Raw genomic sequence first — 25,357 nt, 5'->3', positions numbered from 1 at the left:
ATATGTCAACCGTTTGCCGACGACTGGAACTGCGAAAAGACGTATTGGTGTGAAAACGTTTGACATATGAAAACGATTGACATATCTTGCCATTGTACCGAGTTAGTATGTCGTGGAAAGGAAGTCTCGGATGCACAAGGTGTATTACCAGCCTGAGGGAATTTGGGTAGGCGACATCATGCCGTACGGCGAGGACGGCACGTTCTATCTCTATCATCAGCGTGACACGCGTAACCCCGAACCTTTCGGAGAGCCGTTTGGCTGGGCACTCGCTACGACCAAGGATTTCGTCAACTACAAGGACTTTGGCGAGAGCCTTGAGCGTGGCGGCGACGAGGAAGTCGACCAGTACATTTATGCCGGCACGGTGTTTAAGGTGGGCGACAAGTACCATGCGCTCTACACTGGTTGCAATCGCGATAAGGTCCGCGCACGTTTGATGAAGCAGGTTCTTCTTCACGCAACGAGCGACGACGCCGTCAAGTGGGAGAAGAACATCGCCGAGACGCTGCTTCCGCCCCAGGAGGGTTACGATGACCGCAACTGGCGCGATCCCTTTGTGCTTTGGGATGAGGAGAACGAAGAGTACATGCTCATCCTCGGCACGCGTGTGGGCGAGGACAAGCGTCTGATGACCGGCCGCCTGGTCAAGTTCACCTCCAAGGATCTGACCAACTGGGAGTTCCAGGGCGACTGGTGGAACCCGGGCCTGTACACCATGTTTGAGATGCCTGATCTCTTTAAGATGGGCGACTGGTGGTACCTCGTCTTTTCCGAGTACAGCGACGGCAACAAGACCCGTTACCGCATGTCCAAGTCCATCAACGGTCCTTGGATTACCCCCGCTGACGACTCCTTCGACGGCCGCGCGTACTACGCCGCTCGCACCGCATTCGATGGCGAGCGTCGCGTTCTCTTTGGTTGGGTTCCTACGCGTGACGAGGGCGGCGACCCCAGCTCTTACCTATGGGGTGGCACCTTTATGCCCCTCGAGATCGTTCAGCGTGCCGACGGAACGCTCGGCACCAAGCTTCCCGACAGCATGCTTGGCGCCTTTGGCGAGGCTAAGGCAGTCGAGGCCTTTGAGCTTTCGTGCGAGTCGGGCAAGGTCGAGCAGGTGCTCGCCGCGGATGCCGGTTCTACCTATATGCTCGACGCCGACATCGAGCTCGCCGGTGACGCTGCCGGCTTCTCGGTGAAGCTTGCCGAGGACGCCGAGTCCGGTCTTGCCTATGAGTTCCGCGCCAACCTGCGTGAGGGCAAACTCGAGTTTACGGCGGCCCCCCAGTATCCGTGGTTCCAGGTCAACAACATGGGCCTCGAGCGTCCGTTGTTCTTTAAGGGCGAGGGCACTCACCATGTGCGTCTGGTCGTCGACGACGACATCGCGACCATCTTTGTCGATGATGTTGCGCTCAACGCTCGCTTCTGCAACAAGCAGGGCCAGGGTGTGGCGCTTACCGTCACCGACGGTGCGCTCAAGTGCGCAAACGCAACGATCGCGTCTCTGTGGCGGCAACGAACCGTTTTATGATTTAGAAAAGGAATGGAGAGAATCATGGACTACAAGGCAGTGTCCCAGCAAGTCGTCGACAACGTCGGCGGACTGGAGAACATCGAGGGCGCCACGCATTGCGTGACCCGTCTGCGTCTGGTGCTCAAGGATACGAGCAAATACAACAAGGCCGAGCTCGAGAACATCGATGGCGTCAAGGGCGTGCTGTACAACAGCGGCCAGCTCATGATCATCTTCGGTACCGGTACCGTCAACAAGGTTTACGATGAGTTTATGGCTCTGACGGGCGTTAAGGAGATCAGTGCTTCCGAGGTCAAGGGCGCCGAGGCGGACAAGAAGGGCAAGTTCTTCTCGGTCCTCAAGGTATTCTCGGATATCTTTATCCCCATCATTCCTGCCTTCGTCGGCGCTGCAATCATCATCGGCCTTAAGTCGCTGATCGTTGCCAACGGCCTCTTTGGCATGGAAGGCAGCCTCGCCGATCACAGCGAGTTCCTCAAGAACCTCGCAAGCTTCTTTGCCATTATCGCCACCACGTTCGACTACCTGCCTGTCCTGGTTATGTACAGCGCGGTCAAGCGTTTTGGCGGTAACCCGATCCTGGGCATCCTCGTCGGTATCGTCATGGTTCACCCGAGCCTTATGAACCGCAACACGTTCGTTATGGACCCGACGGGTGCTGAGTACTGGAACTTTGGTCCGCTATCCATTCCCATGGTTGCTTTCCAGGGCGGCGTGTTCCCTGCAATCCTGACTGCCTGGTTTATGGCCAAGGTCGAAAAGATTGCCCAGAAGTACATCCCCGAGGTCGTTTCGTTCGTCTTTGTCCCGACCGTTACCCTGATTCTTGCTAACGTCGCCCTGTTCACCGTGTTCGGCCCGCTCGGCAACCTGATCGGCGACGTCCTCGGCGGCGTAATCGATATCCTGTACAACAGGATGGGCGTCTTTGGTGCCTTTGTCTTCGCCGCGTTCCTGCAGCCGCTTGTCGTTACCGGTACGCATCAGTTCATCCAGGGTATCGAGGCAAACCTCGTCGCCACGACTGGCTTCAACTACATCCAGGCCATCTGGTCGGTTTCCATTATCGCCCAGGGCGGCGGCGCCATCGGCATGTACCTCATTCATAAGAAGCATTCCAAAGAGCGCAACATCTGCATGTCGTCCTTTATCCCGACGCTGGTCGGAATCTCCGAGCCCGCTATCTTCGCTGCAAACATGCGCTACTCGATCATCCCGTTCATCTGCGCTTGCATCGGTGCAGGCTGCGGCGGTGCCTTCGTGAAGCTCTTTGAGGTGCGCGCCATCGGTCAGGGTCTGACCGGCGTGCTTGGCCTGCTCATCGTCACGCCCGAGACGCTCATGTGGTATGTGGCTGGCAATCTCATCGCCTTTATCGTGCCGATCGTCTTGATCTTTGCCTACAACAAGGCAAAGGGCGTGCCGACCACTGATGAAGAGGGCGCTGGCGCTGGCTTCGATGTCAGCTTCTAGTTGAGCCGTTCAGCGTAATCTGAGGATAAGTCCATTTGAGGAAGGGCGTTCGGCTCGTGTGAGTCGAGCGTCCTTTCCCATAGACGAGAAGGTCAATGGCGATGTTTAATCAAAAAAACAAGGTGATGCGTGCGGACTATGAGCAGTGGCGAGCTGGACAGGATGAGACGGCGGCTCGCATCGCGTCCGACCCCGATAGGCTTTTGTTCCATGTGGAGCCTGAGCTTGGCTGGCTCAACGACCCCAACGGTTTGGTTCAGATTGGTGATACGTATCACATCTATCATCAATACGATCCGTTCGATGCTGCGCATGGCGGTCCAGTGCTTTGGAACCATCTGACGACAAAGGATTTTGTGACGTACGAGAATCGCGGCCCCGTGTTGTTCCCCGATTCCGATTTGGATTCGAGTGGAGCGTATTCTGGTTCTGCCTTTGTACGTGATGGCAAGATTCACTACTTCTATACCGGCAACGTTAAGCATTTTGACCGCGATGATTACGACTACGTGTTGACGGGCCGTGAGCAAAACCAGATTCATATGGTTGCCGAGAATCCCGACGAATTGGGCGAGAAGCGCATAGCTGTTGGGCCGGTCGATTACCCCGACGATATCGGTACGCACGTGCGCGACCCCAAGATCCTTGAACACGACGGTATCTACTACATGGTTCTGGGCGCTCGTACGAAAGACGATCGCGGGTGCGTGCTTGTCTATACCTCGCGCAATCTTGAGGACTGGAGCTATGCGACGCGCATTGAGTTGGACGAGAAGTTTGGCTTTATGTGGGAGTGCCCCGATCTGTTTGAGCTCGATGGCGAGCTTATTCTCGTTTGCTGTCCGCAGGGTGTGCCTGCCGATGGTTGGCATTACCGCAATCCGCATCAGTGCGTGTGGTTCTCCATCGAGGCCGATTGGGAGGCGCCGAGCTTTAAAATCGTCGGGCAGGGCATGCCCCCGATGGTCGATGCCGGTTTTGATTTCTATGCTCCGCAGTCCTTTGAGGATACTGCAGGCCGGCGTTTGATGATCGGATGGTCGGGTTGCCCCGACGCGACGGCAGAAAACCCGACGGTGGCGCGCGGGTGGCAGTGCGCGTTGACGGTGCCGCGAGAGCTGAGCATACGCGATGGTAAGCTCTGCCAGCGGCCGGCGCACGAGATTGAGAGGATGCGCGGTGACTGCGTTCGCGCGATAGGCGGTGAAACCGTTGAGGAGCCGGGCCGCCTGTTTGATCTTGTGGTTTCCTGCGAGGGCGCCAAGATGGTCGAGCTCGAAATCCGCAAGGGTGTCTTTGTGCGCTATGCAGACGGGATGCTTACCCTCGACATGGGTGACGAAGGCTATGGGCGCGACCAGAGGTCGATTGAGCTCAGCGAGCTTCGCGACCTGCGCGTGCTTTCGGACACTACGATGGTCGAGATTTTTGCAAATGGCGGCGAGGCGGCACTTACGAGCCGTACCTATTCGCCGGCGGTTCCGGCGATGGAGCTGCACGCCGAGGGCGCGGCATCGATGAATTTCTACCGCCTCGCGCATTAACCGTGTGTGGAGCACGATTGGACTTGCTGGGCGGAATGTGTCGCAGTTGCCGCAGCGAACTACCGTTTATCGCGTATAGCGACCGTTTGCGGAGTAAGTAACACTTAGTAATAAACCGTGTAGAATCTCAGATTAGCACGGAGTTTTTCCAGGGAGACGCTGTCCTTTGTTGTGTGCAAGGGGCGGCGTCTCTTTGGCGCTCTGCCGCCGTTGTGCAACAGTGCGGCGGCGCGTGCCATGTGTTGAAAAGCCAATGTTGAGATGGGTCGTGATGATAATGGGAAAGTACGTAATCGTGGTTGAGTCTGGTTCGGATGTGACGTCGGAGCTCTGCGAACGCTACGGTATCGTGCGCGTACCTATGCATGTCACGATTGGTGACGAGACCGTCGAGGACGGCTCGATCGATCCGCTCGAGATTTATTCGCGCTGCAACGAGTTTGGCGTGATGCCCAAGACCAGCGGCTGCGCGCCGGCAGATTTTGCGCACGTGTACGATCGCATCCATGCCGAGCAGCCCGATGCGACTATTCTGCACCTTGCGTATTCCGAGGCCACGACCTGCTCACACCAGTCTTCTAAGATTGCCGCCAAGGGTCGCGACTACGTCTACTCCATGGACACGCGTTTTGTCTCGGTGGGCCAGTCGCTTGTTGCCGTCGAGACCGCCAAATACATCGAGGCTCACCCCGATGCCACCGTCGACGAAATCTTTGCATTTACGAATTCCGTCATGGACCGTGTGCTGCTGGGCTTTGTTCCTACCGACCTAGCCTTCCTTAAGGCGGGCGGTCGTCTATCCAACGTGGCATTCCTCGGTGCCCATCTGCTCAAGATTAAGCCCTGCATTGAGGTAACGGGCGGCAAGTTCGTGGCAACCAAGAAGTTCCGCGGCTCTATGCTCAAGTGCGCCCGCGCCTTTATTGACCACATGGTTGCGAAGGGCGAGATTGACTACTCGCATATTGGCCTGGCGTATTCGGTAGGCCTTTCCCAGGAGCTGCGCGACGACATGGAAGTCTATGCGCACGACCTGGGCTTTAAGGACGTTACCTGGACTCAGGTCGGCGGTGTCATCTCGAGCCATTGCGGCCCGACCGCCTTCGGTGCGGTGCTCACGCTTAAGGCGTAAGGTCTGGCGTCTATCGATTTCTATTGCCTCAGCGGCGGGCGGGTTGCGATAACCTTCCCGCCGCTCTTGCGTAGGGCCAAATAGGACAACCCAATTGACCGCTAAACCGTTTCGCCATCATGCGTATGGGCTAGAATGATTCTGGCATTTATGTAGCTAAAACCAATGAGAGGCAAGGTAGCGGGAATGGCTGAGATGACGCTCGAGGGTGTGGACGCTCGTCCCGAGGACTCTGCGTTTGCCCTGGGCCGCGTACATTCGATTGAGACGATGGGAACGGTCGATGGACCCGGCATCCGCTTTGTGGTGTTTGTTCAGGGCTGCCCCATGCGCTGTGCGTATTGCCACAACCCCGATACCTGGTCGGTTAGCGGCGGCACCATGGTGACCGTCGAGCACCTGATGGACGAGTTCCAGAGCAACCATGAGTTTTACCGCAGCGGCGGTATTACGGTGTCCGGCGGCGAGCCGCTCTTGCAGCCCGCGTTTTTAGCCGACCTGTTCCGTGCAATGCACAACAACCCCGATGGCCGCGTGCATACCTGCCTCGACAGCTGCGGCTATGCGTTTGACCCCAACCATCCCGAGAAGTTCGATACTGTTCTCAACGAGACCGACATGGTGCTGCTCGACATCAAGCATGCCGATCCCGTTGAGCATAAAAAGCTGACCGGTTGCGATCCCGCACGCATTCTGGCGTTTGGTGATGAGCTTGCCCGTCGCAAGATTAAGGTCGTTATCCGCCACGTGGTGGTGCCCGGCATTACCGATACGGTTGAGGAGTGCGAGGCGCTCGGCCGCCTCATCGCTCCATGGCACAACGTGGTGGGCCTGGAAATGCTGCCGTATCACACGATGGGTGTCGTCAAGTACGAGCAATTGGGCATTCCCTATAAGCTCGAGGGCGTTCCACAGATGGATACCGCGCGCATGCCCGAGCTGCGCAACGCCGTCATGACGGGCATGAAAAAGCGTCGCGCGGAACTCAAAAACGCTATCGGCTAGCGAGCCATTTTCGCTCCCCAAAGGCACTCATTGGGGACAGACTTAAATGAGTGCCCCTGGGCACCAAGTTGATTGCCAAAGAGCTCCGTCAAGTTGCGGTGGAATAGTTCTTGTTTTTCGGCTTATGCCGCCCAAATAGGAACTATTCCACCGCAACTGCGTTTTGGGCGGAGATGCGCAACAGAATCGCGCCATTTGGATAAATACGCTTGTGGTTTCTTTAAAGACGCCTTAAACGCCGCTGAATATCTTTGGAAAGAAATGCCTGCTCGGTATTATGCTGCTCGTATATGAACGGTAGCAGTCAGGAGACCACGTGCGAAATAACGCATCGCGGGACGAGTATATGCCGCAGCATAGCAGCAGATATGAGACGAAGGGCGATTTTCGCGTGGCCTTGCCGACGCTCGCGTCCGCGTGACGAAGATTGCCGCCATTGGGATGCTAACGTTGGCGATTATTATCCTCGGAATTACCGCCAAAACCTACGCGTCGGAGCGAATGGCACACTCAGATGCGTCAACGGTACAGACGCAAAACGAGAAGGTTTCAAAGTCCAAAGCGTCGGCAGATCTCAAGACGAGACTTTCGAAGGCGGACTTCAACGATATCCCTTCGGGTGATACCGTTCAGGCCTTCTCGTTGGTGGATAACAAGACTCCTACCTTGGAGGATGAGAGCCTTGCCTTGCTCCAGGATGCCCTGAGTCGGGCGCAGGAGCTAGGCGATGTGGGCGTGGTGTTCTACGACCTGTCAAGCGGCAAGGGCGTGACGTATAACCCCGATGTCGAGGTTTACGGCGCGAGTAGCTACAAGGCGCTCTATGCGTTGTACATCTGCGAATCTCTGGTCGAGACGGGTCAGGTTTCACTCGATGATTCCCTTGGCACCTATGGTGGCTACAACATGGGTTGGCAGACGGTGCGCGACCTGATCGATGCCGCGGTCGTTAATTCGGACAACGATTCGTTTATTGCGTTACGCGCGGCGTTTGACAGTGTCGGTTACGAGGATTGGATTGCCAGTCTTGGCATCGATTACGATACCGCACTCGATCCGATGAGTGATTTTCCCACCTATTGCCCGCGCACCTCGGCCAAATTGTGGCGCGAGATGAGCGAGTATTTGAGCCGTGATACCGAGACGTCGCAATGGCTATCGGATCTTCTGGCCTCTACGACTCGATCGTTTATTCGTAATGGCATTGCGGACGACCAAGCCTTGGTACGCAACAAGGCAGGCTGGATTAGCGAGGATGGTTGCTATTCGACATGCGATGCGTGCCTCATCGATGTCGATGGCGACACCTACATTATGAGTATCATGACATCGATGCCATGGAGCGATCGCTCGAGCGAGCTGGTGGCTGCGATTGCTAAGACATTCTTTGATACCCGAGCTGCGCTGGCCTAACGTGTTCGTTTGACGAGGTCAAACAAAATGCTGGTACCATACCGTGGTTGAGAATTTCGTATAGGTTTGGGGAATGGCATGGCTACCATCGCGATTATCGGTGCGCTCGAAAAAGAGATCATGCAGATTAAGGAAGAGTTGAGCAACGTTTGCATGGTACAGGAGGCGGGCTTGAACGTTGTGACCGGCGGGCTCGACGGCCTGTCGATTGTCGCCACGACGGCGGGTATGGGCACGGTAAACGCTGCCGCCGCAACACAGCACCTCATTAGCAAGTATGCTCCACAGGCAGTTGTGTTTTCTGGTATCGCAGGTGGCCTGAATCCCAAGCTCCATATCGACGATGTCGTCATTGGCAAATGCCTGCGCTATCTAGATACCGATACCGCGCTTATCGCCGAGTCTGCACCGGGGCTCGAGGAGTTTGTCTCGACGCCTGCGCTGGTCGATATTGCCGCCGATGTGCTTTCTGAGCGTGGCTTTGTTGATGCTTCGACAAATGCGACCGCTTCGAACGAGGGCGCAAAGCAGTTCCTGGTCGGCACGATTGCCACGGGTAACCGCTTTGTGACGGGCGCCGCTATGCGCAATGATGCCATCGAGGCGACGCATGCCGATTGTGTCGGCATGGAGGGCGCGGCAATTGCCCATGTCGCAACCAAAAATGGTGTCGATTGCCTGGTGCTGCGTGCTATCAGCGATAATTGTGACGAGGCGTATGATGCGATTTGCGACCGCGAGTTCGATCTGTTCGAGTATGCTCGTACCGCGAGTGGCATTACGCTCGATATCGTTCGCCGTATCGCTGCTACCTATTAGCGCGCTCTTTTGTAAGAACCTACGACCAAGGAGTGTCCATGGCCGATTCCATTAACTACCAGCTTGCCAAGTTCGTTGCCAGCTATGGCAAGGTTTCGCAGATTCCCGAGTCCACCTGCCCCGAGGTGAGCTTCGTCGGCCGCTCCAACGTGGGCAAGTCGTCGATCATGAACAAGCTTTTTGGCCGCAAGAATCTCGTCAAGGTTTCGAGCACGCCGGGCAAGACGAGCAACATCAACTTCTTTGAGGCCGATGACGTGCACTTCGTTGACCTGCCGGGCTATGGTTTCGCCCGTCGTTCCAAGGCCGAGCGTGACCGTTGGGCAGAACTTATCGGCGACTTCTTCGACTCGGAGCGCAGCTTTAACCTGGTCGTGTCGCTGGTGGATATTCGTCACGACCCGAGCAAACTCGACCATGACATGATCGACTACCTGCAGGGCAACGAGTTCAACTTTATTGTCTGCCTCACCAAGGCAGACAAACTCAGCCGCACCCAGCAGGCCCGCCAGGCAGCAGCCATCAAAAAGCAGCTCAACGTCCCGGCCGAGAACGTGATCATCACAAGCTCCCAGACCGGTACCGGCATCGATGAACTCAAGCGCCGCATCGCCGAGGCTTGCCTCTAATAAGGGCTCTTGGCAGGCAATAGTTTGCATCTATCTATATCACCCCAGTGATAGTTATTGCTACACTATCACTGGGGTGATATTTTTGTTTGGAGGTCGATATGGAGCTTTGGCACGGGTCGGAGGTTGTTGTCGAGCATCCGTCGTTGGATAAATGCAGACAATTCAATGACTATGGGTGTGGGTTTTATTGCACGCCACATGAGGAAATGGCAATGGAGTGGGCATGTCGGACCGAGTCCGATGGTATCGCGAATCGATATGAGCTCGATATTGATGGTCTCGCGGTCTTGGATTTGGAGTCCGGGGAGTTTTCAATCCTCAATTGGCTTGCGATTTTGGCTAACAATAGGGAGTTCAATGTTTCGACACCGCTAGCGCGCGAAGGACTTCGTTATCTGCTGGATAACTGCCTGATTGATATTTCTCCCTATGACGTTATTCGAGGCTATCGCGCCGACGATTCCTATTTCTCGTTTGCAAGACAGTTTGTCAACGGCATGATTTCGCTCAGGCAATTGCAGCGCATTATGTTTTTGGGGGATTTGGGCATTCAATATGCGCTTATGAGTGAGCGTGCGTTCTCAGCAATCAGATTCTGCGAATGGAAGCAGGCGTTGGGATCTGAGTATTATCCCAAGCGCTTTAAGCGAGAGCAGAACGCGCGGCGCAAGTACTTGGAAACTGTGAATGGATTCGACTCTGAGGGTGTCTACATTAGGGATTTAATGGCAGGGAGGGTTGATTTAAATGATCCAAGAGTTAACGGATTGTGGGCCGAGTAGAACATACCCCGTCTACTATCTCGAGGATGCAATGAACAATCTCGGCGACTGCTTTGACTATGCCGTTAACGATTATGGAGCAGAAGGATCGGAAGTTGCTGAACTCTTTTGCCTGAGCGGCGTAGCTCGCGAGTTCGAACGCGGCAACGCATGGGTAGTGTCGGGAAAATCGGGCGTTGAGCTGTTCGCGCTTATCGCCGAAAGGTCGGGCTATCAATCAAGGCCGATGCCAAATCGAACCTACCGATTCGAAAAGACACCGGAATATTGGGCAGGCTGGATATTGGCATATCTTCAGTGGCGCCTAGGAGAGTCTTTCGAAGATTTGCTGCATGTCGTTCCATTTGATGTGCTACGCAGTCTGTACTACCCCTGGCACGAAGCCTCGGAGGAACGTGTGGCTCGCCTCGTCTGCGATATGGCGAAGAAAGCGTCCAGGCAAACAAAACTTGCGTTAGCAAGAAAGAAGCTTAAGAAAACCCAACAAGACCTGGCATACGAATCAGGCGTATCGCTCCGCTCAATCCAAATGTACGAACAGCGCCAGAGAAACATCAACGAAGCCTCGGTAACAACCGTAAGAGCTATAGCAAAAGCCCTCCACTGTAACATCGAAGACCTCCTAGAACCAGTCTTCGAATACAAAGAAACAAGCGCCGCCTAAAGGGGATTCTGGCCACTGATTGCTCAACTTGTGGTTCACCAAGGGCAATTTGAGCAGCGAAGCCGGCTGTCTCGTTGGAGCGTGCAGGCCTTGTTGATATTTAAATCCGCTTTTATATTGAAATGCCCCGCCAAGCTAAAGTGCTCGGCGGGGCAATTTTCGATTGACGATGCTGCCAGGGGTTGAGTTTTAATATATCGCGAGTAAGAGGCGTCTGAATTTAGTAATCAAAGAAAATTATTCAATTCGAGCGCTTAGCCAGTACTCTCCATTCGAAGCTACGATTGCATACGTAATTCCATTTTTGACAGTTGGCGTATCTACGCAGGCAGCACCAACTTCCTTGGCGTCTGAAAACGAAAGTGTTGGATCGATTGCTTGTATAGTTGCCAATGCTGTCGCCGCGGCATAGTCGGAGTTTTCGAAGTACATGACTATGTTTTTGAAGCAGTTTTCGGATCCAAGATAGCTGAGTAGCACCGGGTTACTCGAGTCCGAAAAGAAGCCTCCAATACCGGCAATCTTTGAACCGTTTTTGATCTGAAGTTCGAGCCCCATGCCGCTATCGTCTAGTTCGTAATCCGCATTCATGCTGCTGCAATTGGGGATATCGGAGAATTCCTCGTTAAGTCGATCAATAAAGCCTTTTGGGGAAATTGAAAACTTTCCGTCGCCAAGAAAAGATGTGATTTCCTTCTCGTTGCGGGTGTCAACGACCTCTCCGCATTTTTCGCATTCTCGTATTTCCTTTGAGGTGGCGTCCACGTAGTCAACTTCGGTAGTCCACGAGCCCGGTTGATGCCCAAGGGGTTCCCCCTCGGTTTTACCGCAGCGTTGACAGGTCTTCGGAACCGTGCACGTTGCTTCTTCCCATTCGTGTCCAAGCGGTTCCCCCTCGGTTTTGCCGCAACTTTTACATGTGCGAGGGCTTGTACAGGTTGCATTGGCCCATAGCTTGTGAGTGCAAAACAACTGAGGAAACATCATGGGCAAACTGAAGATGATGACAGCTGCCACGGCAGCTGCGATTGCCGCTCGTTTTTTATTGCCTAATTTATGAATGGCCCGCGTTAGAAGTGAGTCGTTTTCTTCATTTTTGCGTGCGCCGTCATCTTCGTTTGATGGCGGAATTTCAGAGGAGGGGGTGTCGCTAGCACCATCAGAAAACTGCTCGGCTTTGAAATCTGGCTTCCGTTCGTCGGACTCACTGAGTGCCTTTTCCTCGTCGGGCTCCTTCATCTCGTCATTCATGTTTATCGAGGCTCCTTCCTAGCTATGAATCTGCAATGGGCATTTTTGATAAGCGGAATGGCTGGTGACATAAATATATCCCAGTTTGGGATATATCAAAATGGAATATAGCGTAAACGGCATGAACGTTGATGCTAACAGGACATGCGGAAAATGCCTTTCCCAGATTCGTCGGGAGCAAGGTATCACTCAGGTTGAACTCGCAAAGAAACTGGGGGTACCTCAGTCGTTCATCTCAAAGGTCGAGACCGGGGAACGCAGCCTTAGGGTTTATGAGCAGTTTGTCTATGCGGATGCACTCGGAATTACTGTTGAGACGCTAGTACGTAAACTTGGGGCTGTTTTGAGTAGCGAAGATAATTAGATGACGCCACGCATCGATCATCAATTAGAAATTAAAACAGAGCTATAGGGCGAATGAGATGCTGGGAAGTGCGCCTTTATCAAATAGAAGCTAAAAAATCAGCCCGGCGACTTTCCAGAGCGTAGGTCCCTGTGGCCGCCGCCAGTGAAGTTAACGTAGGGGAGGCCAGAGGCTTTGCCCCCAAATCTTTCCGTATCGTGAAGGCTCCTTGTCCGTTACTCCGAAGGAACGCAATATTAAAAGTGAATGCGACTATCCTGTCGAGGCTGCGCAGGTCCCCTTGGGGCTTCCCCTGAAAACAATCCGCAGATCGAATTGCCCCGTCGCGCGAAGCGCACGACGGGGCAATTCATGATCGAGGACGTTTTCAGGGGAAGCCCCAAGGGGGCCGGTGAGAGCAATGAGGCAGGGCGCTACAGGTATTCGATCTGGGCGCCTTCCGTGTCGCACGTCAGAATATACGTATCACACTTGGGGAACTGCTCACGCAGCTTGACCTGTAGGAACTTTGCCACGATGGTGTCGTCAGTCACGGCCATGAGAGTCGAGCCGGAGCCACTGATCCAGATGGTCTTAGCGCCGCCGTTAAGGCAGGTGTCGCGCACTGCGTTGTAGTCGGGGATGAGGCGGCGGCGATAGGGCTCCTGGATGCGGTCGTCGTTGGCGGCGGCAATCAGGTCAAGGTCGCCGGTCTCCAGGCCGCGCGTCATGCCCGCGATGCGGCCCATCTGCCACACGGCGGTGGAGAGCGGAATCTCCTGTGGCACGACCTTGCGCGCCTCACTCGTGTGCACCTCGTAAGGTGGAATCACGGTAATAAAACGCAAGCGATCGCTCACCTCGTAGCGCAGACACTGGGGGAGCGAATCGGTCGGCGTAAAGGAGCAGACGGCGCCGCCCAGGATAGCGGGGGCGACGTTATCGGGATGGCCCTCGACCTCGGTGGCAATGCGGACGAGCTCAGCGCGGTCGACGGTGTGGCCTGTCAGTGCGGCGGCGGCCATAATGCCGGCGACGACGCAGGTGGAGCTGGAACCCAGGCCACGGGCGACGGGCACGTCGGTCTGAATGTCGATAGCGACGGGGAAGGCCGGCTCGCCCCAGGCGGCCAGAGCATCGACAAAGCTCACATAGACCAGGTTATTCTCGTTTTGGAACTCCTCGGGGCAGCCCGTGATGGTGAGCTTGTCGGCGCGCTCGAAGGTGAAGTGCGAGTAGAGGCTAACGGCCATGCCGAGGGTGTCGTAGCCAATGCCTAGGTTGGCGCTGGTTGCTGGGACGGTGATTTTGATCATGTGGGTCCTCCTGGGCGGGTCTGGCCGTTTAGTTCGCTGCTCGGGCAGTCCTGGCTCGCTCGGAAAGCACATTAAGTGCTTTCCGGCTCGTGCGGAACTCGCGACGAACTAAACGGCCAGACCCGCTCGCATGCTCGTCATCATCCCGAAAGCTAAATAAAAAGAAGGTGCGCCGGCTTTCGCCGGCGCCTTATAAGGGGTTTTAGTTGGTAGCCATCTTTTTTGCTGCGGACTCGACGTAGCTTGCCATCTCATCGACGTCGCAGACGTCTTCGAAGCGGACGGGCTTGGATTCGAGTTCGGCGAGCTGGGTCGGGGCGACCGTGTTGGTGGCCTGCTCGAGCACACGCATAGCCTCAAAATCATCCTCGGGAACGTCGAGGCCCAGGGCGTCGCAGCAGGCGCGCGGGAACTTGTAGGGGCTGGCGGTCGAAAGCAGCACGCGGGCCTTGGCACCCTCGGCAGGAGCGACCTTTTCAAAGACGTGATAGCCGCAAGCGGTGTGCGGGTCGATCACGTAGTCGTTGGCGTCCCAGCAGCTCTTGATGGCGGTGCGGACCTCGTCCTCGCTGGCCCAGCCGCAGCCAAACACGCTCTGGATCTTGTCCAGCAGCTCGGCGGGCACCTCGTAGCGACCCGTCTGCGCCAGCTGCTCCATAAGGCCGGCAACGAGCTCGCAGTCGCCATCGGACAGGAAGTACAGCATGCGCTCCAGGTTGGAGCTGATGAGGATGTCCATCGACGGCGAGATGGTTGTGAAGAACGGGCGGTTACGGTCGTAAACGCCGGTGGTCAGGAAGTCGGCAAGCACGTTGTTCTTGTCGCTCGCCACGACGAGCTTGGCGACGGGCAGACCCATGCGCTTGGCATAGTAGCCGGCCAGGATATCGCCAAAGTTGCCGGTGGGCACACAGAACTCCACGGCGTCGCCGGCCTCGATGGCGCCGGCGCGCAACAGCTGCGCATAGGCGGCAAAGTAGTAGACGACCTGCGGTACCAGACGGCCGACATTGATGGAGTTGGCGCTCGAAAGCACCGTGCCGGCGGCCTCCAGGCGCTCGGCAAGCTCCTTATCGGCAAAGATGCGCTTAACGGCGCTCTGGGCGTCGTCAAAGTTGCCGCGGATGCCGCAGACGGCGACGTTGTCGCCCCCCTGCGTGGACATCTGCAGATTCTGCACGCGGCTGACTTTGCCCTCGGGATAAAAGACGGTGATGCCCGTGCCCGGCGCGTCGGCAAAACCGGCGAGCGCGGCCTTGCCGGTGTCGCCCGACGTGGCGGTGACGATCATGATGCGCTCGGCGCCGCCGTCCTTGGCGGAAGTGCGGGCCATCAGACGGGGGAGCATCTGCAGGGCGACGTCCTTGAAGGCGCTTGTGGGGCCGCCAAAGAGCTCCATCACATAGGTCTGAGGGGCGTCAGCGCCCGGCGCAGCGTCGAGTTTGACGAGCGGCGTAACCTCCTCACTCGCGAACGTGCCGCGGTATGCCTCGTCGACACACGCCGAAATTTCTTCGGCCGTGTAATCATTCAGTAACATTCCCAACACATCTTGAGCGATTTCAAAGTACGATTTATCTGCAAGCGAGCTGATATCGACCTGCTGGGTGCCGAGCTCGTCCGAGACAAACAAACCCCCGTCGGGAGCGATGCCGGTGCGGATTGCCACCTTACTTGAGCACGATAAAGTGCGTCCTCGTGTACTATGATAAGTTCCCATATAACACTGCTCCTCGGATGCCTTGGACCCAATCGGTGAAACCATGGTATCAGAGCGCGCAAAACAGGTTTGCAGAGGCTTTTAGAAAGGTAACCTCAAGCCCATGATTAAGATTGCCAAGTTTGGCGGCTCGTCGGTCGCCGACGCCGAACACTTCAAGAAGATCAAGGCCATCGTCGATGCCGACCCTGCCCGCCGTTTTGTGGTGGTTTCCGCCTGCGGCCGCCGCTTTAAGGGCGACACCAAGGTGACCGACCTGCTCTACCTGGTTAACGCGCACGTTAAGTATCACGTGTCGTGCGAGGAACTGCTCGAGGACATTGGCCAGCGCTATTTTGATATCGCTGACGAGCTGGAGCTCACCTATCCCATCCGCGAGGAGTTCGCGGCCTTTGCCGAGCGCGCCCGCTCGGGCGGTTACTCTACCGAGGAGCTCGTGAGCCGCGGCGAGTACTTCACCGCTCGCTTGATGGCCGAGTACCTGGGCCTGCCGTTCCTGGACGCCGCGACGGTTGTGGCGTTCCATCACGACGGTACGCTCAGCATGAATCGCACCTCCGAGCTGGTGCAGGAGTACGGCCAGCAGGGCGGCTTTGTTATGCCCGGTTTCTACGGCGCGACGCGAGAGGGCCAGATCAAGCTGCTCGACCGTGGCGGCGGCGATATCTCGGGCTCGATCCTGGCCAAGTGCCTGGGCGCCGACCTGTACGAGAACTGGACCGACGTCTCGGGCTTCTATTCTGCCGATCCGCGTATTGTTCCCGAGGCTCAGCCCATTGCGCGCGTTACCTACGAGGAGCTGCGCGAGCTTTCGTACATGGGTGCGAGCGTCCTGCACGAGGAGGCCGTGTTCCCCGTGCGCGAGGCTGGTATTCCGCTGGTCATCAAGAACACCAATGCGCCGCAGGACCCCGGCACCATCATTAGCGAGACGGCTGACGAGGGCGAGGCAGAGCCCATCATTACCGGCGTGACCGGCAAGCGCGGTTTTGTCGCCATCAACGTCGCCCGCGACCGCACCAAGCCCCGTGTCGGCTTTATGCGCCGCGCGCTTTCGGTCTTTGAGCGCTATGACGTTTCCGTCGAGCACATGCCCACCGGCGTCGACCGCTTTGGCGCCGTGGTGCAGGAGCAGGACGTTCACGATTCGCTGTACTCACTCGTGGGCGACATCCAGCAGGAGGTCGAGCCGCTCGAGATCGAGGTTGTCGAGGGCCTGGCGCTCATCGCTACCGTCGGCCGTAACCTGCGCGGCCGCGCAGGTATCTCGGGCCATCTGTTTGGTATGCTTGGCCAGGCCGGCGTGAGCGTGCGTATGATTTCGCAGAGCTGCGACGAGATCAACATCATTATCGGTGTCGAGGAGAAGGACTTCGACCTGGCGATTCGGACCATTTACCGTGCCTTCTCCGACGAAAACGGCATTGTGAAGGTCTCCGATCTGGAGGCTCCTGCGCCGGTCGATCCCGCTCTGGCTGCGCTCAAAAAGTAGCGACTGCTCGGTAGATTTTTGGGTCATGTTTCAAAAATCTACGGCGGGGCGTTTCGTTTCGGTTTCGTTTCGACGGGGCGGGTTTCGTGCCCGCCCCGTTCTTGTATACACTGGCAACAATAATTGGCCTGCTCGGCGTGCGGGCAAAAGCCACAACCTTTAAAGGGGGAAGCATGAAACAGTACACGGTTGCTATTTTGGGCGCGACGGGAGCCGTGGGCACCCAGATGCTCGAGTGCCTCAACGAGCAGGAGTTCCCGGTCGGTAAGCTCAAGCTGCTGGCGAGTGCACGCTCCGCGGGCAAGACCGTTGAGTTCCGCGGCGAGCAGGTTGTGATTGAAGAGGCTTGCCCCGAGGCCTTTGAGGGCTGCGACATCGTACTCGGCGCTGCCGGCGACGATATCGCCAAGGAGCTGCTGCCCGAGGCCGTCAAGCGCGGCGCCGTCGTGGTCGACAACAGCCATGCCTTCCGCATGGATCCCGAGGTGCCGCTGGTCGTGCCCGAGATCAATGCCGACGACATCAAGTGGCATCACGGCCTTATCGCCAACCCCAACTGCGCGACCATCATCGGCCTGGTTCCCACGTGGCCGCTGCATCAGCTTGCCGGCGTGAAGCGCATGATCGTCTCGACGTATCAGGCGGCTTCTGGTGCCGGTGCTCCCGGTATGGCCGAGCTCGAAGCGCAGCTTGCTGCCCTGGGCCGTGGCGAGGAGATTCCCGAGCCGCGCGCATTTGCCGCCCAGCTGGCGAGCAACCTGATTCCGCAGATTGGCGGCGTCAAGGAGGAGGGCTTTACCTCTGAGGAGATGAAGCTACAAAACGAGGGCCGTAAGATCATGCACCTGCCCGAGCTGCGCGTGAACTGCACCTGCGTGCGCGTGCCTGTGCTGCGCTCGCACTCCGAGAGCATTACGCTCGAGTTCGAGCGCGATATAACGGTTGAGGAGGCTCGTGCTGCGCTGGCTGCTGCTCCCGGCGTCAAGCTGGTTGACGATATGGCTGCCGAGGATGCACACGACCGCTTCCCCATGCCGATGGACACCTCCGACCAGGACCTGATTTGGGTCGGCCGCGTGCGCCGCGACATCTCGAACCCCGAGGCTGCGCGCGGCATCACCTTCTGGTGCTGCGGCGACCAAATCCGTAAGGGCGCGGCAACCAACGCCGTCCAGATCGCTAAGCTGCTCTGCGAGTAGTGTGACCTGTCCGGCGGTGGCCGGGCTTGGTTTTCAGAACGTCCTCGACCATGTGTGGCGCCTTGTCCTGCTCCTTCGGAGCCGCGGACAAGGCGCCACACTGGTCTGCGGAGTGTTCTGAAAACTAAGCCCGGCCCCTGCCTGCGGTGACGCTGCTGTGAGCGGTCTGCGATGGGGCCGTTGTTGGTCGGGGCCGCTGGGCTGATGTGGGGGCGCGTGGTTGTTGCGGGCCCTGGTCCCGGCGGCGGCCTCGGCGCTTCGCGCCTGCCGCCTTGGGGGACTGTGGGGCGCGGCCGGCAGCTGCGGCGCGTTGCGCCTGCTGCCTGGGGTGGCTGCGGGGCCGTGACGGCAGCCGCGGCGCTGTCGCGCCTGCTGCCTGGGGCGACTTTGGGGTTGGGGTGAATCGGGGTCTAATACTTTGCCGAGAAGTGAACGACCTTATTTGGACCCCCGCAGCATTGGCATTTTTTGACCGCTATTTCCTGCGGTTTTGCTGCGCGAATCCTGCGGTTTTATGGTTTAAAGGTGTGGATGCTCCGGGGCTTCGTTTTTACTCGTTCACTTCTCGGGAAAGTATTAGAGCTCAGCTGATAGAGGTACCGCTCTGGCGTCGAAGCCCTGCGTCTTCTTCGTTTGATTGGGGAAAGCGGCCTCGCTTAAATAATCACGAGCCTGCCCAGGTGTATCTGACAGGTTGTCTGCACAATTCGCGGTATTATGGTGCGGAGTTTTGAAAGGAGCCGCTGGTGGTCACGACGACGTTTGCTTCGCCTTTGGGCGAAATCTTGCTTGCCGCTGATGGCCGCGGTTTGACGGGGCTTTGGTTTGAGGGTCAGGAGCACTTTGGCTCTACGCTGCTCAAAGAGGATGCGGAGTATGTCGTAGGTGCCGATGCGGTTTCTGGTACCGGTGGGATGTCGTCGGTGAGTCCGGCAAATGGCGCGGCTTCTTCGGTGCTTGAGCGTTCTTGGGCTTGGCTGAATGCTTATTTTGCAGGGCAGGAACCTCGGTTTACGCCTCCGTTGCATATGATTGGTACGGCGTTTCAGCGCGAGGTTTGGTTTGAGCTACTTTCTATCCCGCATGGCGAGGTCGCTACGTATGGTAAGATCGCCCAGCGTGTTGCGGCTCGACATCGTGTACCGGGAAACGAAGCACCTGTTGTGTCTCCCCGTGCCGTGGGGGCCGCGGTCGCGCGGAATCCTATTTCGATCATTGTGCCGTGCCATCGCGTGGTTGCCGCCGACGGCTCGCTTAACGGATATGCCGGCGGGCTTGACCGCAAGGAGTGGCTGCTTCGGCTCGAGGGCGCGTACGAGGAATAACGTTCGAGCACTTTGCATAGCCAAGACGCCGTGAAAGAACGGGATGCGCTTTCCGAATGGCGTCCCAAACGGAAACCGTGTCCCGGAATACAGCCTTAGAGTGGGATGCCGTTTCCGGTTGAGACCACTTGCTTGGACATCTTTCTACGCCCGCTTCTGCAGGGCATAGATCGACTTATCCATGTTGAACAGGTAAGCCGCGACGCAGACGATGAAGAATGCCGGCAGATTACCGAAACCGAAGACTTCGCAGCCAATCAGGATGGGTGCGAGCAGCGTATTGGTGGCGCTGCCAAAGACGGCTGCGTAGCCCAGCGCGGCGCAAAGCGCGATGGACATGCCGAGTTGAGCCTCGTTATGGCGACATCTGGGTAACAGAAAGGCCCGCGTTCCTCAGAGGCAAGATAGGCAATTCTGCTTCTGAGGTAGATCTCAATTCTGCCGACCGCATCAAACATTAACTGCCGGAGGGCTCGGTCAAATTCATACGTGTAGATGATGGTTTCGAATGTTGTGCCTTCGCGAAAGATGGTAATCCCGGACTTGCATTTGGTTTTGTAGGGAAACCAGTAGGCCGACAGTCTGTAGTGGCCGACTTCGACCAAAGCTCGCTCGAGTTCGCTTTGATCAGAGCACTTAAGACCCCTGTATTCTGTCAATAGTGCTATTTGTTCGTTGATGGATATCCGCGACTTCCGGTATTTCATTTAAGCCTCTTGATAGAAAAAGAGCTGGAGTTGCGCATCGTTGAGAGGCTTTCCAGCTTTAGCAAAACAAACTTATAAGATGCGACGGGCCGCGTCAAGATAATTACCGGACGGCCTAGGAGGCGGCTGGTTGGCTGGCTTAAAACCTAGCGCGTGAGATGACGCTCCACGCTATTCAGCGCGCTTGATAGGATGACGAACCACAGTCTTAAGTTTCTCCGGTGCACATTTGCGTGGATCGGAGAGATAGATTTCGTGATGGAAACGGGTGTCTGAGAAGTCGGGGACATAGCCCTGCTCGGTCGTGTATTCATTCATAGCGCCTACGGTCGCCGGTTCGTTGTCGTAGGGCCCGGTGTGCATGCATTGAACGCAGAGGCCCTCGTCAACTTTAAGCAGCTCGACGGCAGAAAAGTTAAGTTTCTTTTTGGTCGTGGCTTCCGCGACTGCCCAGTCAAAGTCATCTCGGGTGACGAAATCGGGCAGGCGAATGCACGAGATAAAGTTGAAATCGTCCTTGCGTACATAATCGATGTCGCCGCTCGGGGAGTCTTGCCACCAGAAACCCTCGAGCGGCGGTACCACAAAGTCGAAATAGCCCTTGATACTCCTTGAGCCTTTCTTCGACATCTTGACGGTATAGGCGATGCCGTAAAGCAGCGGCAGGGCGTTTTGATACTCGCCACCTTCGGTATTTGGGTCGCCCTTTCCGCGAACGGCAACGTAGCTCATAGGCGGAACAGTTACGATACTCGGCTTGCTTGCAGGTTTGTAGAGCTCCTTGCATTCCTTCTTAAAGTCGAACGCCATGTTGGCCGCCTTTCTGCGTATTGGCCTGCGTAGATAACGGAATCATATCATAGAAACGAACAGCTGTTCGAATGATTTTGCTGACAGATAGAGATGCGTGCGTTGTGTTTGGCGGTCGGCCTGACCCCGTCGATGATTTCTCTGCCTTCCCGGCGCTTGCCTGCGCTCCCCGTTTCCCCATATAAAACCTGCCAAAATGAACCTGTCCCTTTTTGGTCGGCGTGAAATGGGTAATACTAAAGAGTTATCCGACCAGATGGGAATTAATCGATGGCTTATATCGAATTCAAAGACGTCATCAAGGCGTACGGCGAGGGCGATGCCCGCATTCACGCGCTCGACGGCGCGAGCTTTACCGTTGAGCGCGGTGAGCTCGCCATTATCCTGGGCGCCTCGGGTGCCGGCAAGACCACGGCGCTCAACATCCTGGGCGGCATGGATACGGTAACCTCCGGCACCGTGACGGTGGACGGGCGCGACGTGAGCTCCGCCAACGAGGCGCAGCTCGTGGAATACCGCCGCGCCGACGTCGGCTTTGTCTTCCAGTTCTACAATCTGGTCCCCAACCTGACGGCGCTCGAAAACGTCGAGCTCGCGGCGCAAATCTGCCCCGATTCACTCGATGCCGAGCAAACGCTTTGCCAGGTTGGCCTGGGCGAGCGCCTCGCCAACTTCCCCGCGCAGCTATCGGGCGGCGAGCAGCAGCGCGTGTCCATTGCCCGCGCGCTGGCCAAGAACCCCAAGCTGCTTTTATGCGACGAGCCCACGGGTGCACTCGACTACAAAACCGGCAAGCAGATTTTGCAGTTGCTGCAGGACACCTGCCGCAAGCAGGGCATCACGGTCATTATCATCACCCATAACTCCGCGCTGGCGCCCATGGCCGATCGCCTGATCCGCTTTAAGAGCGGCCGCGTGGAGAGCGAGACGGTCCAGCAAAATCCCGTGCCGGTCGAGACGATCGAGTGGTAGCGCCCATGGACCAAGATCGCCAAAACAGCCAAAACCACGATACGGAGCACGCGGGCCGCGACCGGGAGTTCGCGACCTACCGCACTGCCCAAAGCTCAAACGACATGGTGCCGACGGTGTTTCGCCGCGGTGTCTACCGCACGATTCGCGGCAGCCTCAAACGCTTCTTGTCTATCGTCGTGATCACCGCGCTCGGCGTGAGCGTGATGTGCGGTCTTAAGGCGGGCTGCGAGGATTTGTGCGATTCGGTCGACGCCTATTTTGACCAGCAGAATGTCTATGACATTAACGTGCAGTCGACCTATGGCCTTACGCGCGACGATCTTGCGGCTATCCAAGAGGTCGACGGCGTCGAGACGGCCGAGGGCATCTACACCGAGACCGCCTATACCGCCGTGGGCACAACGCGCGAGCGCGTGGTCGTGCAAAGTCTCTCCAAGGAGAATATCGATCAACCGGTGCTGGTGAGCGGCGATTTGCCCGAGAGCGCCGATGAGGTCGCGGTGACTTCGAAGTTCCTGAAGGCTTCGGGCAAAAAGCTCGGCGATACGGTGAGTTTTGCCGCCAATGACGCGAGCTCGTCGAACCAAAGTGCCAAGGACCAGTTTGCCGCGGGCGATTACACCATTACGGCCGAGGTCCTCGATCCCACCGACGTGAGCTCCGACTCGACAGTCAACGCCTTTCGCGCTGCTTCGGCTGCGGACTATAAGTTCTATGTGAGCGAGGATGCCGCGACATCTTCTTCCTATTCCGCAGTCCACGTGATCGTCGAGGGAGCCAAGAGCCTCAACTCCTATTCGGATGCCTACACGGCAAAGATCAATGAGGTCAAGGGCAATATCGAGAAGATCCGCGAGGAGCGTGAAAAGGCGCGCGTCCAGGAGCTGACGGTTGACACGCCGGCAAGCTTGGATGCGGCTGAGCGCCAGGCCGCCATGCTCTTTGGGATTGAGCAGGATAGCATCAACCGCATGGCCGAGGGCAGCGAGGAGCGCGTCCAAGCTCAGGCCGAGTTGGACCAGCGCCGCGCCGCCGCCGATCAGCAATTCGCCGATGCCCGCGCCGAGCTTTCCAATCTGGGTGAATGCACTTGGTACATTCAGGACCGCGGTAACATCGCAAGCTACTCGAGCGTGGAAAGCGATAGCTCGTCAATTGAGGCCATCGCCACGGTGTTCCCGTTTATCTTCTTTATCGTCGCCGTGCTCATCAGCCTCACCACCGCCACGCGCATGGTCGAGGAGGAGCGCACGCTTATTGGCCTGTACAAGGCGCTTGGCTATTCACGCGAGCGCATCCTGTCCAAATACGTGGACTATGCGCTGCGGGCATGTCTGATCGGCGGCGTGCTCGGCAACATCATCGGCTTTGTGGGCCTGCCACTGTTCTTGTTTACGGTGTTCGACGACATGTACTCGCTGCCCCAGATGCTGCTTTCGTACGATATCTTGTCTTCACTCGTGTCGGTGGCGCTGTTTGCCGTGGGCGTGGTGGGCGCTACGATTATCGCCTGCCGCCACGAGATGGCCGAGACCCCAGCCTCGCTCATGCGTCCCAAGGCCCCGCGCGCCGGCTCGCGCATTCTGCTCGAGCATATCGGCTTTATCTGGCGCCGCATGGGCTTCTTAAACAAGGTCGCTGCACGCAACCTATTCCGCTACAAAAAGCGCGCCTTTATGACCATCTTCGGTATCGCGGGCTGTACGGCGCTTGTGATCTGCGGTATGGGCATCCGCGATACGTCGGTGGCACTTTCGCCCAAGCAGTACGGGCATATCACGCGCTACGACCTGCTGGCGGTCGCCAATCCCGACGATTTTTCACAGACGTGCGCGGCATTGGATGGGCGCAGCGCGTCCAATGATTCCAACGTGACCGTGACTTCGACGCTGCCGATTATGACCGACAACGTCACCTTTACATTTGGCGGCAAGAGCGAGACTGTGCAGCTGATCGTGGTGCCCGATGACCGCACGAGTGACTTGGGCGATTACGTGCGTCTGGAGGATGAGTCCAAAGAACCGCTGCCTTTGCGTGACGGAGACGTGTATCTGAGCAAAAGTTCACAGCTGGTGCTGGGGATTCAGCCGGGCGATACGGCTCACGTCCAGGATTCGTCGCTCAACGTCGCCAAGGTCAAAGTCAACGACATTTCGCTCAATTATCTGGGCAACACGCTTTACATGACGCAGGGCACCTATGAGCGCACGTTCGGCCGAAGCGCGCGTCTTAACGGCATCTTTGCACTGCTCAAGGGTTCGTCGGCCGACCAGATTGCGTTTAGCAAGAATCTTAAGAGTGACGGTTGGCTTACGATTTCGAGTACGGCCGAGCATTGGGAAAACTATGAGGCGAACTTTACGATTATCAATTCTGTCGTGGTGCTCGTGACCTTTATGGCGGCGTGCCTGTCGTTTGTGGTGGTGTTTACGCTGTCCAACACGAATATCTCCGAGCGCGAGCGCGAGCTGGCGACCATTAAGGTGTTGGGCTTCCGTCGCGGCGAGGTGCACCACTACGTCAACAAGGAGACGTTGATCCTCACGGCGATTGGCGCCGCACTGGGCGTACCGCTAGGCGGCTTGCTGGCCGAGAGTTTTACGTACATCCTGCAGATGCCGTCGCTGTATTTTGATGTTGAGGTCGAGCCGCTGAGCTACGTGCTATCCGTGTTGCTGGCCTTTGCCTTTACGTTTATCGTCAACCTTGCCACCAATCGAACGCTCAACAAGATCGACATGGTCGGCGCCCTCAAGAGCGCCGAGTAGCCTGTCCTGGGATTCAAGTTATAGAGAGCTGCCGACGCGCTCGCAACAGCATTTTTGCATAAACCGCCCCGTCAAATGCATACTTTGACGGGGCGGTTGCTTTTTGCCCACAGGTACCCCAGGGGGCGCCGTGCAAATTCCGGAGTATTCAGCATCCCGGAGTCCGCAGGTGCGGGAACGGGTACACAAAACCGCGCTGAATGCCCTGGTCCTGGACCCCCAATGCCTCAAGAGCTGGTCATTTTTTACAGAACGCGGCCTATGGTGCCTGCCTTTCGCCCAAAATCCAGTATGCAGGCACCCTCGGCTGCTGAATACTCCCAAAAATGCACGCCGCATCCTACCCCAGGCACCCGCAGCAAGAAGGCGAATAGCCTCGGCCTCCCTAGTTGCCGCAGGAGGCCCCAGGGCTTGCCTCCCAAATCTTTCCGCAGGACGGAAGGACCCCGC

The 25,357-nt window shown here is 57.1% G+C and carries 22 protein-coding genes; 16 read left to right on the top strand and 6 right to left on the bottom strand.

Annotated features, from left to right (window positions below):
* Positions 1-130: 130 nt before the first annotated feature.
* The 10 genes from AB5Z20_RS05480 to AB5Z20_RS05435 all read left to right on the top strand — a co-directional run bounded on the left by AB5Z20_RS05480 (position 131) and on the right by AB5Z20_RS05435 (position 11,001).
* Positions 131-1,534, top strand: coding sequence for a family 43 glycosylhydrolase (locus tag AB5Z20_RS05480; protein ID WP_368156606.1), 1,404 nt, complete (start codon positions 131-133; stop codon positions 1,532-1,534).
* Positions 1,535-1,558: 24 nt separating this feature from the next.
* Positions 1,559-3,010, top strand: coding sequence for a PTS transporter subunit EIIC (locus tag AB5Z20_RS05475; RefSeq protein WP_118081156.1), 1,452 nt, complete (start codon positions 1,559-1,561; stop codon positions 3,008-3,010).
* A gap of 101 nt (positions 3,011-3,111) precedes the next feature.
* Positions 3,112-4,554: a glycoside hydrolase family 32 protein gene (locus AB5Z20_RS05470; protein ID WP_158567281.1), complete on the top strand. Its 1,443-nt coding sequence runs from the start codon at positions 3,112-3,114 to the stop codon at positions 4,552-4,554.
* A gap of 277 nt (positions 4,555-4,831) precedes the next feature.
* The gene (locus AB5Z20_RS05465) at positions 4,832-5,686 is read left to right on the top strand and encodes a DegV family protein (protein ID WP_368156604.1); all 855 of its coding nucleotides are present in this window, start codon (positions 4,832-4,834) and stop codon (positions 5,684-5,686) included.
* A 186-nt stretch (positions 5,687-5,872) separates the two neighbouring features.
* Positions 5,873-6,691: a pyruvate formate-lyase-activating protein gene (pflA, locus tag AB5Z20_RS05460; protein WP_117821045.1), complete on the top strand. Its 819-nt coding sequence runs from the start codon at positions 5,873-5,875 to the stop codon at positions 6,689-6,691.
* 501 nt (positions 6,692-7,192) lie between these two features.
* Positions 7,193-8,104, top strand: coding sequence for a serine hydrolase (locus AB5Z20_RS05455; protein WP_368156602.1), 912 nt, complete (start codon positions 7,193-7,195; stop codon positions 8,102-8,104).
* A gap of 78 nt (positions 8,105-8,182) precedes the next feature.
* Complete coding sequence (gene mtnN / locus AB5Z20_RS05450) at positions 8,183-8,923, top strand: 5'-methylthioadenosine/S-adenosylhomocysteine nucleosidase (protein ID WP_368156600.1); 741 nt, start codon at positions 8,183-8,185, stop codon at positions 8,921-8,923.
* 38 nt (positions 8,924-8,961) lie between these two features.
* Positions 8,962-9,552 carry a ribosome biogenesis GTP-binding protein YihA/YsxC gene (gene yihA / locus AB5Z20_RS05445; RefSeq protein ID WP_055252447.1) on the top strand — a complete coding sequence of 197 codons (591 nt, stop codon included), beginning with the start codon at positions 8,962-8,964 and terminating at the stop codon, positions 9,550-9,552.
* A gap of 101 nt (positions 9,553-9,653) precedes the next feature.
* Complete coding sequence (locus tag AB5Z20_RS05440) at positions 9,654-10,337, top strand: DUF3990 domain-containing protein (protein ID WP_148346454.1); 684 nt, start codon at positions 9,654-9,656, stop codon at positions 10,335-10,337.
* Between the two features lie 31 nt (positions 10,338-10,368).
* Positions 10,369-11,001 (top strand): helix-turn-helix transcriptional regulator, encoded by a 633-nt coding sequence (locus AB5Z20_RS05435; protein ID WP_368156598.1) that lies wholly within the window; start codon positions 10,369-10,371, stop codon positions 10,999-11,001.
* 237 nt (positions 11,002-11,238) lie between these two features.
* Here the strand turns inward: AB5Z20_RS05435 and AB5Z20_RS05430 are convergent, their stop codons facing one another.
* Positions 11,239-12,252 (bottom strand): hypothetical protein, encoded by a 1,014-nt coding sequence (locus AB5Z20_RS05430; protein ID WP_368156596.1) that lies wholly within the window; start codon positions 12,250-12,252, stop codon positions 11,239-11,241.
* A gap of 100 nt (positions 12,253-12,352) precedes the next feature.
* On the opposite strand from AB5Z20_RS05430, the gene AB5Z20_RS05425 reads away from it, so the two are divergent.
* Complete coding sequence (locus AB5Z20_RS05425; RefSeq protein WP_368156594.1) at positions 12,353-12,616, top strand: helix-turn-helix domain-containing protein; 264 nt, start codon at positions 12,353-12,355, stop codon at positions 12,614-12,616.
* Positions 12,617-13,029: 413 nt separating this feature from the next.
* On the opposite strand, the gene thrB is transcribed toward AB5Z20_RS05425, so the two are convergent.
* Positions 13,030-13,911: a homoserine kinase gene (gene thrB, locus AB5Z20_RS05420; protein WP_368156592.1), complete on the bottom strand. Its 882-nt coding sequence runs from the start codon at positions 13,909-13,911 to the stop codon at positions 13,030-13,032.
* 202 nt (positions 13,912-14,113) lie between these two features.
* On the bottom strand, positions 14,114-15,631 hold the full coding sequence (thrC, locus tag AB5Z20_RS05415; protein ID WP_368156590.1) for a threonine synthase: 1,518 nt from the start codon (positions 15,629-15,631) through the stop codon (positions 14,114-14,116).
* A 103-nt stretch (positions 15,632-15,734) separates the two neighbouring features.
* Between thrC and AB5Z20_RS05410 the strand changes: the two genes are divergently transcribed.
* From AB5Z20_RS05410 to AB5Z20_RS05400, 3 genes are all read left to right on the top strand, one after another.
* On the top strand, positions 15,735-17,123 hold the full coding sequence (locus AB5Z20_RS05410) for an aspartate kinase (RefSeq protein ID WP_117798250.1): 1,389 nt from the start codon (positions 15,735-15,737) through the stop codon (positions 17,121-17,123).
* Positions 17,124-17,296: 173 nt separating this feature from the next.
* A complete protein-coding gene (locus AB5Z20_RS05405) occupies positions 17,297-18,322 on the top strand; it encodes an aspartate-semialdehyde dehydrogenase (RefSeq protein WP_035137626.1) in 1,026 nt (341 codons plus the stop codon).
* 746 nt (positions 18,323-19,068) lie between these two features.
* Positions 19,069-19,647 carry a methylated-DNA--[protein]-cysteine S-methyltransferase gene (locus AB5Z20_RS05400; protein ID WP_368156588.1) on the top strand — a complete coding sequence of 193 codons (579 nt, stop codon included), beginning with the start codon at positions 19,069-19,071 and terminating at the stop codon, positions 19,645-19,647.
* A 144-nt stretch (positions 19,648-19,791) separates the two neighbouring features.
* Here AB5Z20_RS05400 and AB5Z20_RS05395 read toward each other — a convergent pair whose 3' ends face one another.
* The 3 genes from AB5Z20_RS05395 to AB5Z20_RS05385 form a co-directional block, all read right to left on the bottom strand.
* Entirely contained in the window at positions 19,792-19,986 is a 195-nt protein-coding gene (locus tag AB5Z20_RS05395) for a chloride channel protein (protein ID WP_195520693.1), read from the bottom strand.
* Positions 19,905-20,354 (bottom strand): Abi family protein, encoded by a 450-nt coding sequence (locus tag AB5Z20_RS05390; protein WP_368146056.1) that lies wholly within the window; start codon positions 20,352-20,354, stop codon positions 19,905-19,907. The genes AB5Z20_RS05395 and AB5Z20_RS05390 overlap by 82 nt, the downstream gene beginning before the upstream one ends.
* 171 nt (positions 20,355-20,525) lie before the next feature.
* Entirely contained in the window at positions 20,526-21,164 is a 639-nt protein-coding gene (locus tag AB5Z20_RS05385) for a GyrI-like domain-containing protein (RefSeq protein ID WP_368156586.1), read from the bottom strand.
* 270 nt (positions 21,165-21,434) lie between these two features.
* Here AB5Z20_RS05385 and AB5Z20_RS05380 point away from each other — a divergent pair, with 270 nt between their 5' ends.
* Both AB5Z20_RS05380 and AB5Z20_RS05375 read left to right on the top strand, forming a co-directional pair.
* Positions 21,435-22,136: an ABC transporter ATP-binding protein gene (locus AB5Z20_RS05380; RefSeq protein WP_368156584.1), complete on the top strand. Its 702-nt coding sequence runs from the start codon at positions 21,435-21,437 to the stop codon at positions 22,134-22,136.
* A gap of 5 nt (positions 22,137-22,141) precedes the next feature.
* Positions 22,142-24,907 (top strand): FtsX-like permease family protein, encoded by a 2,766-nt coding sequence (locus AB5Z20_RS05375; protein WP_368156582.1) that lies wholly within the window; start codon positions 22,142-22,144, stop codon positions 24,905-24,907.
* Positions 24,908-25,357: the final 450 nt, after the last annotated feature.

Source organism: Collinsella aerofaciens, from assembly GCF_040910245.1.
Classification (GTDB): Bacteria; Actinomycetota; Coriobacteriia; order Coriobacteriales; family Coriobacteriaceae; genus Collinsella.
The sequence above is the reverse complement of the archived record's forward strand: the minus strand, read 5'-3'. Positions and strand labels throughout refer to the sequence as shown.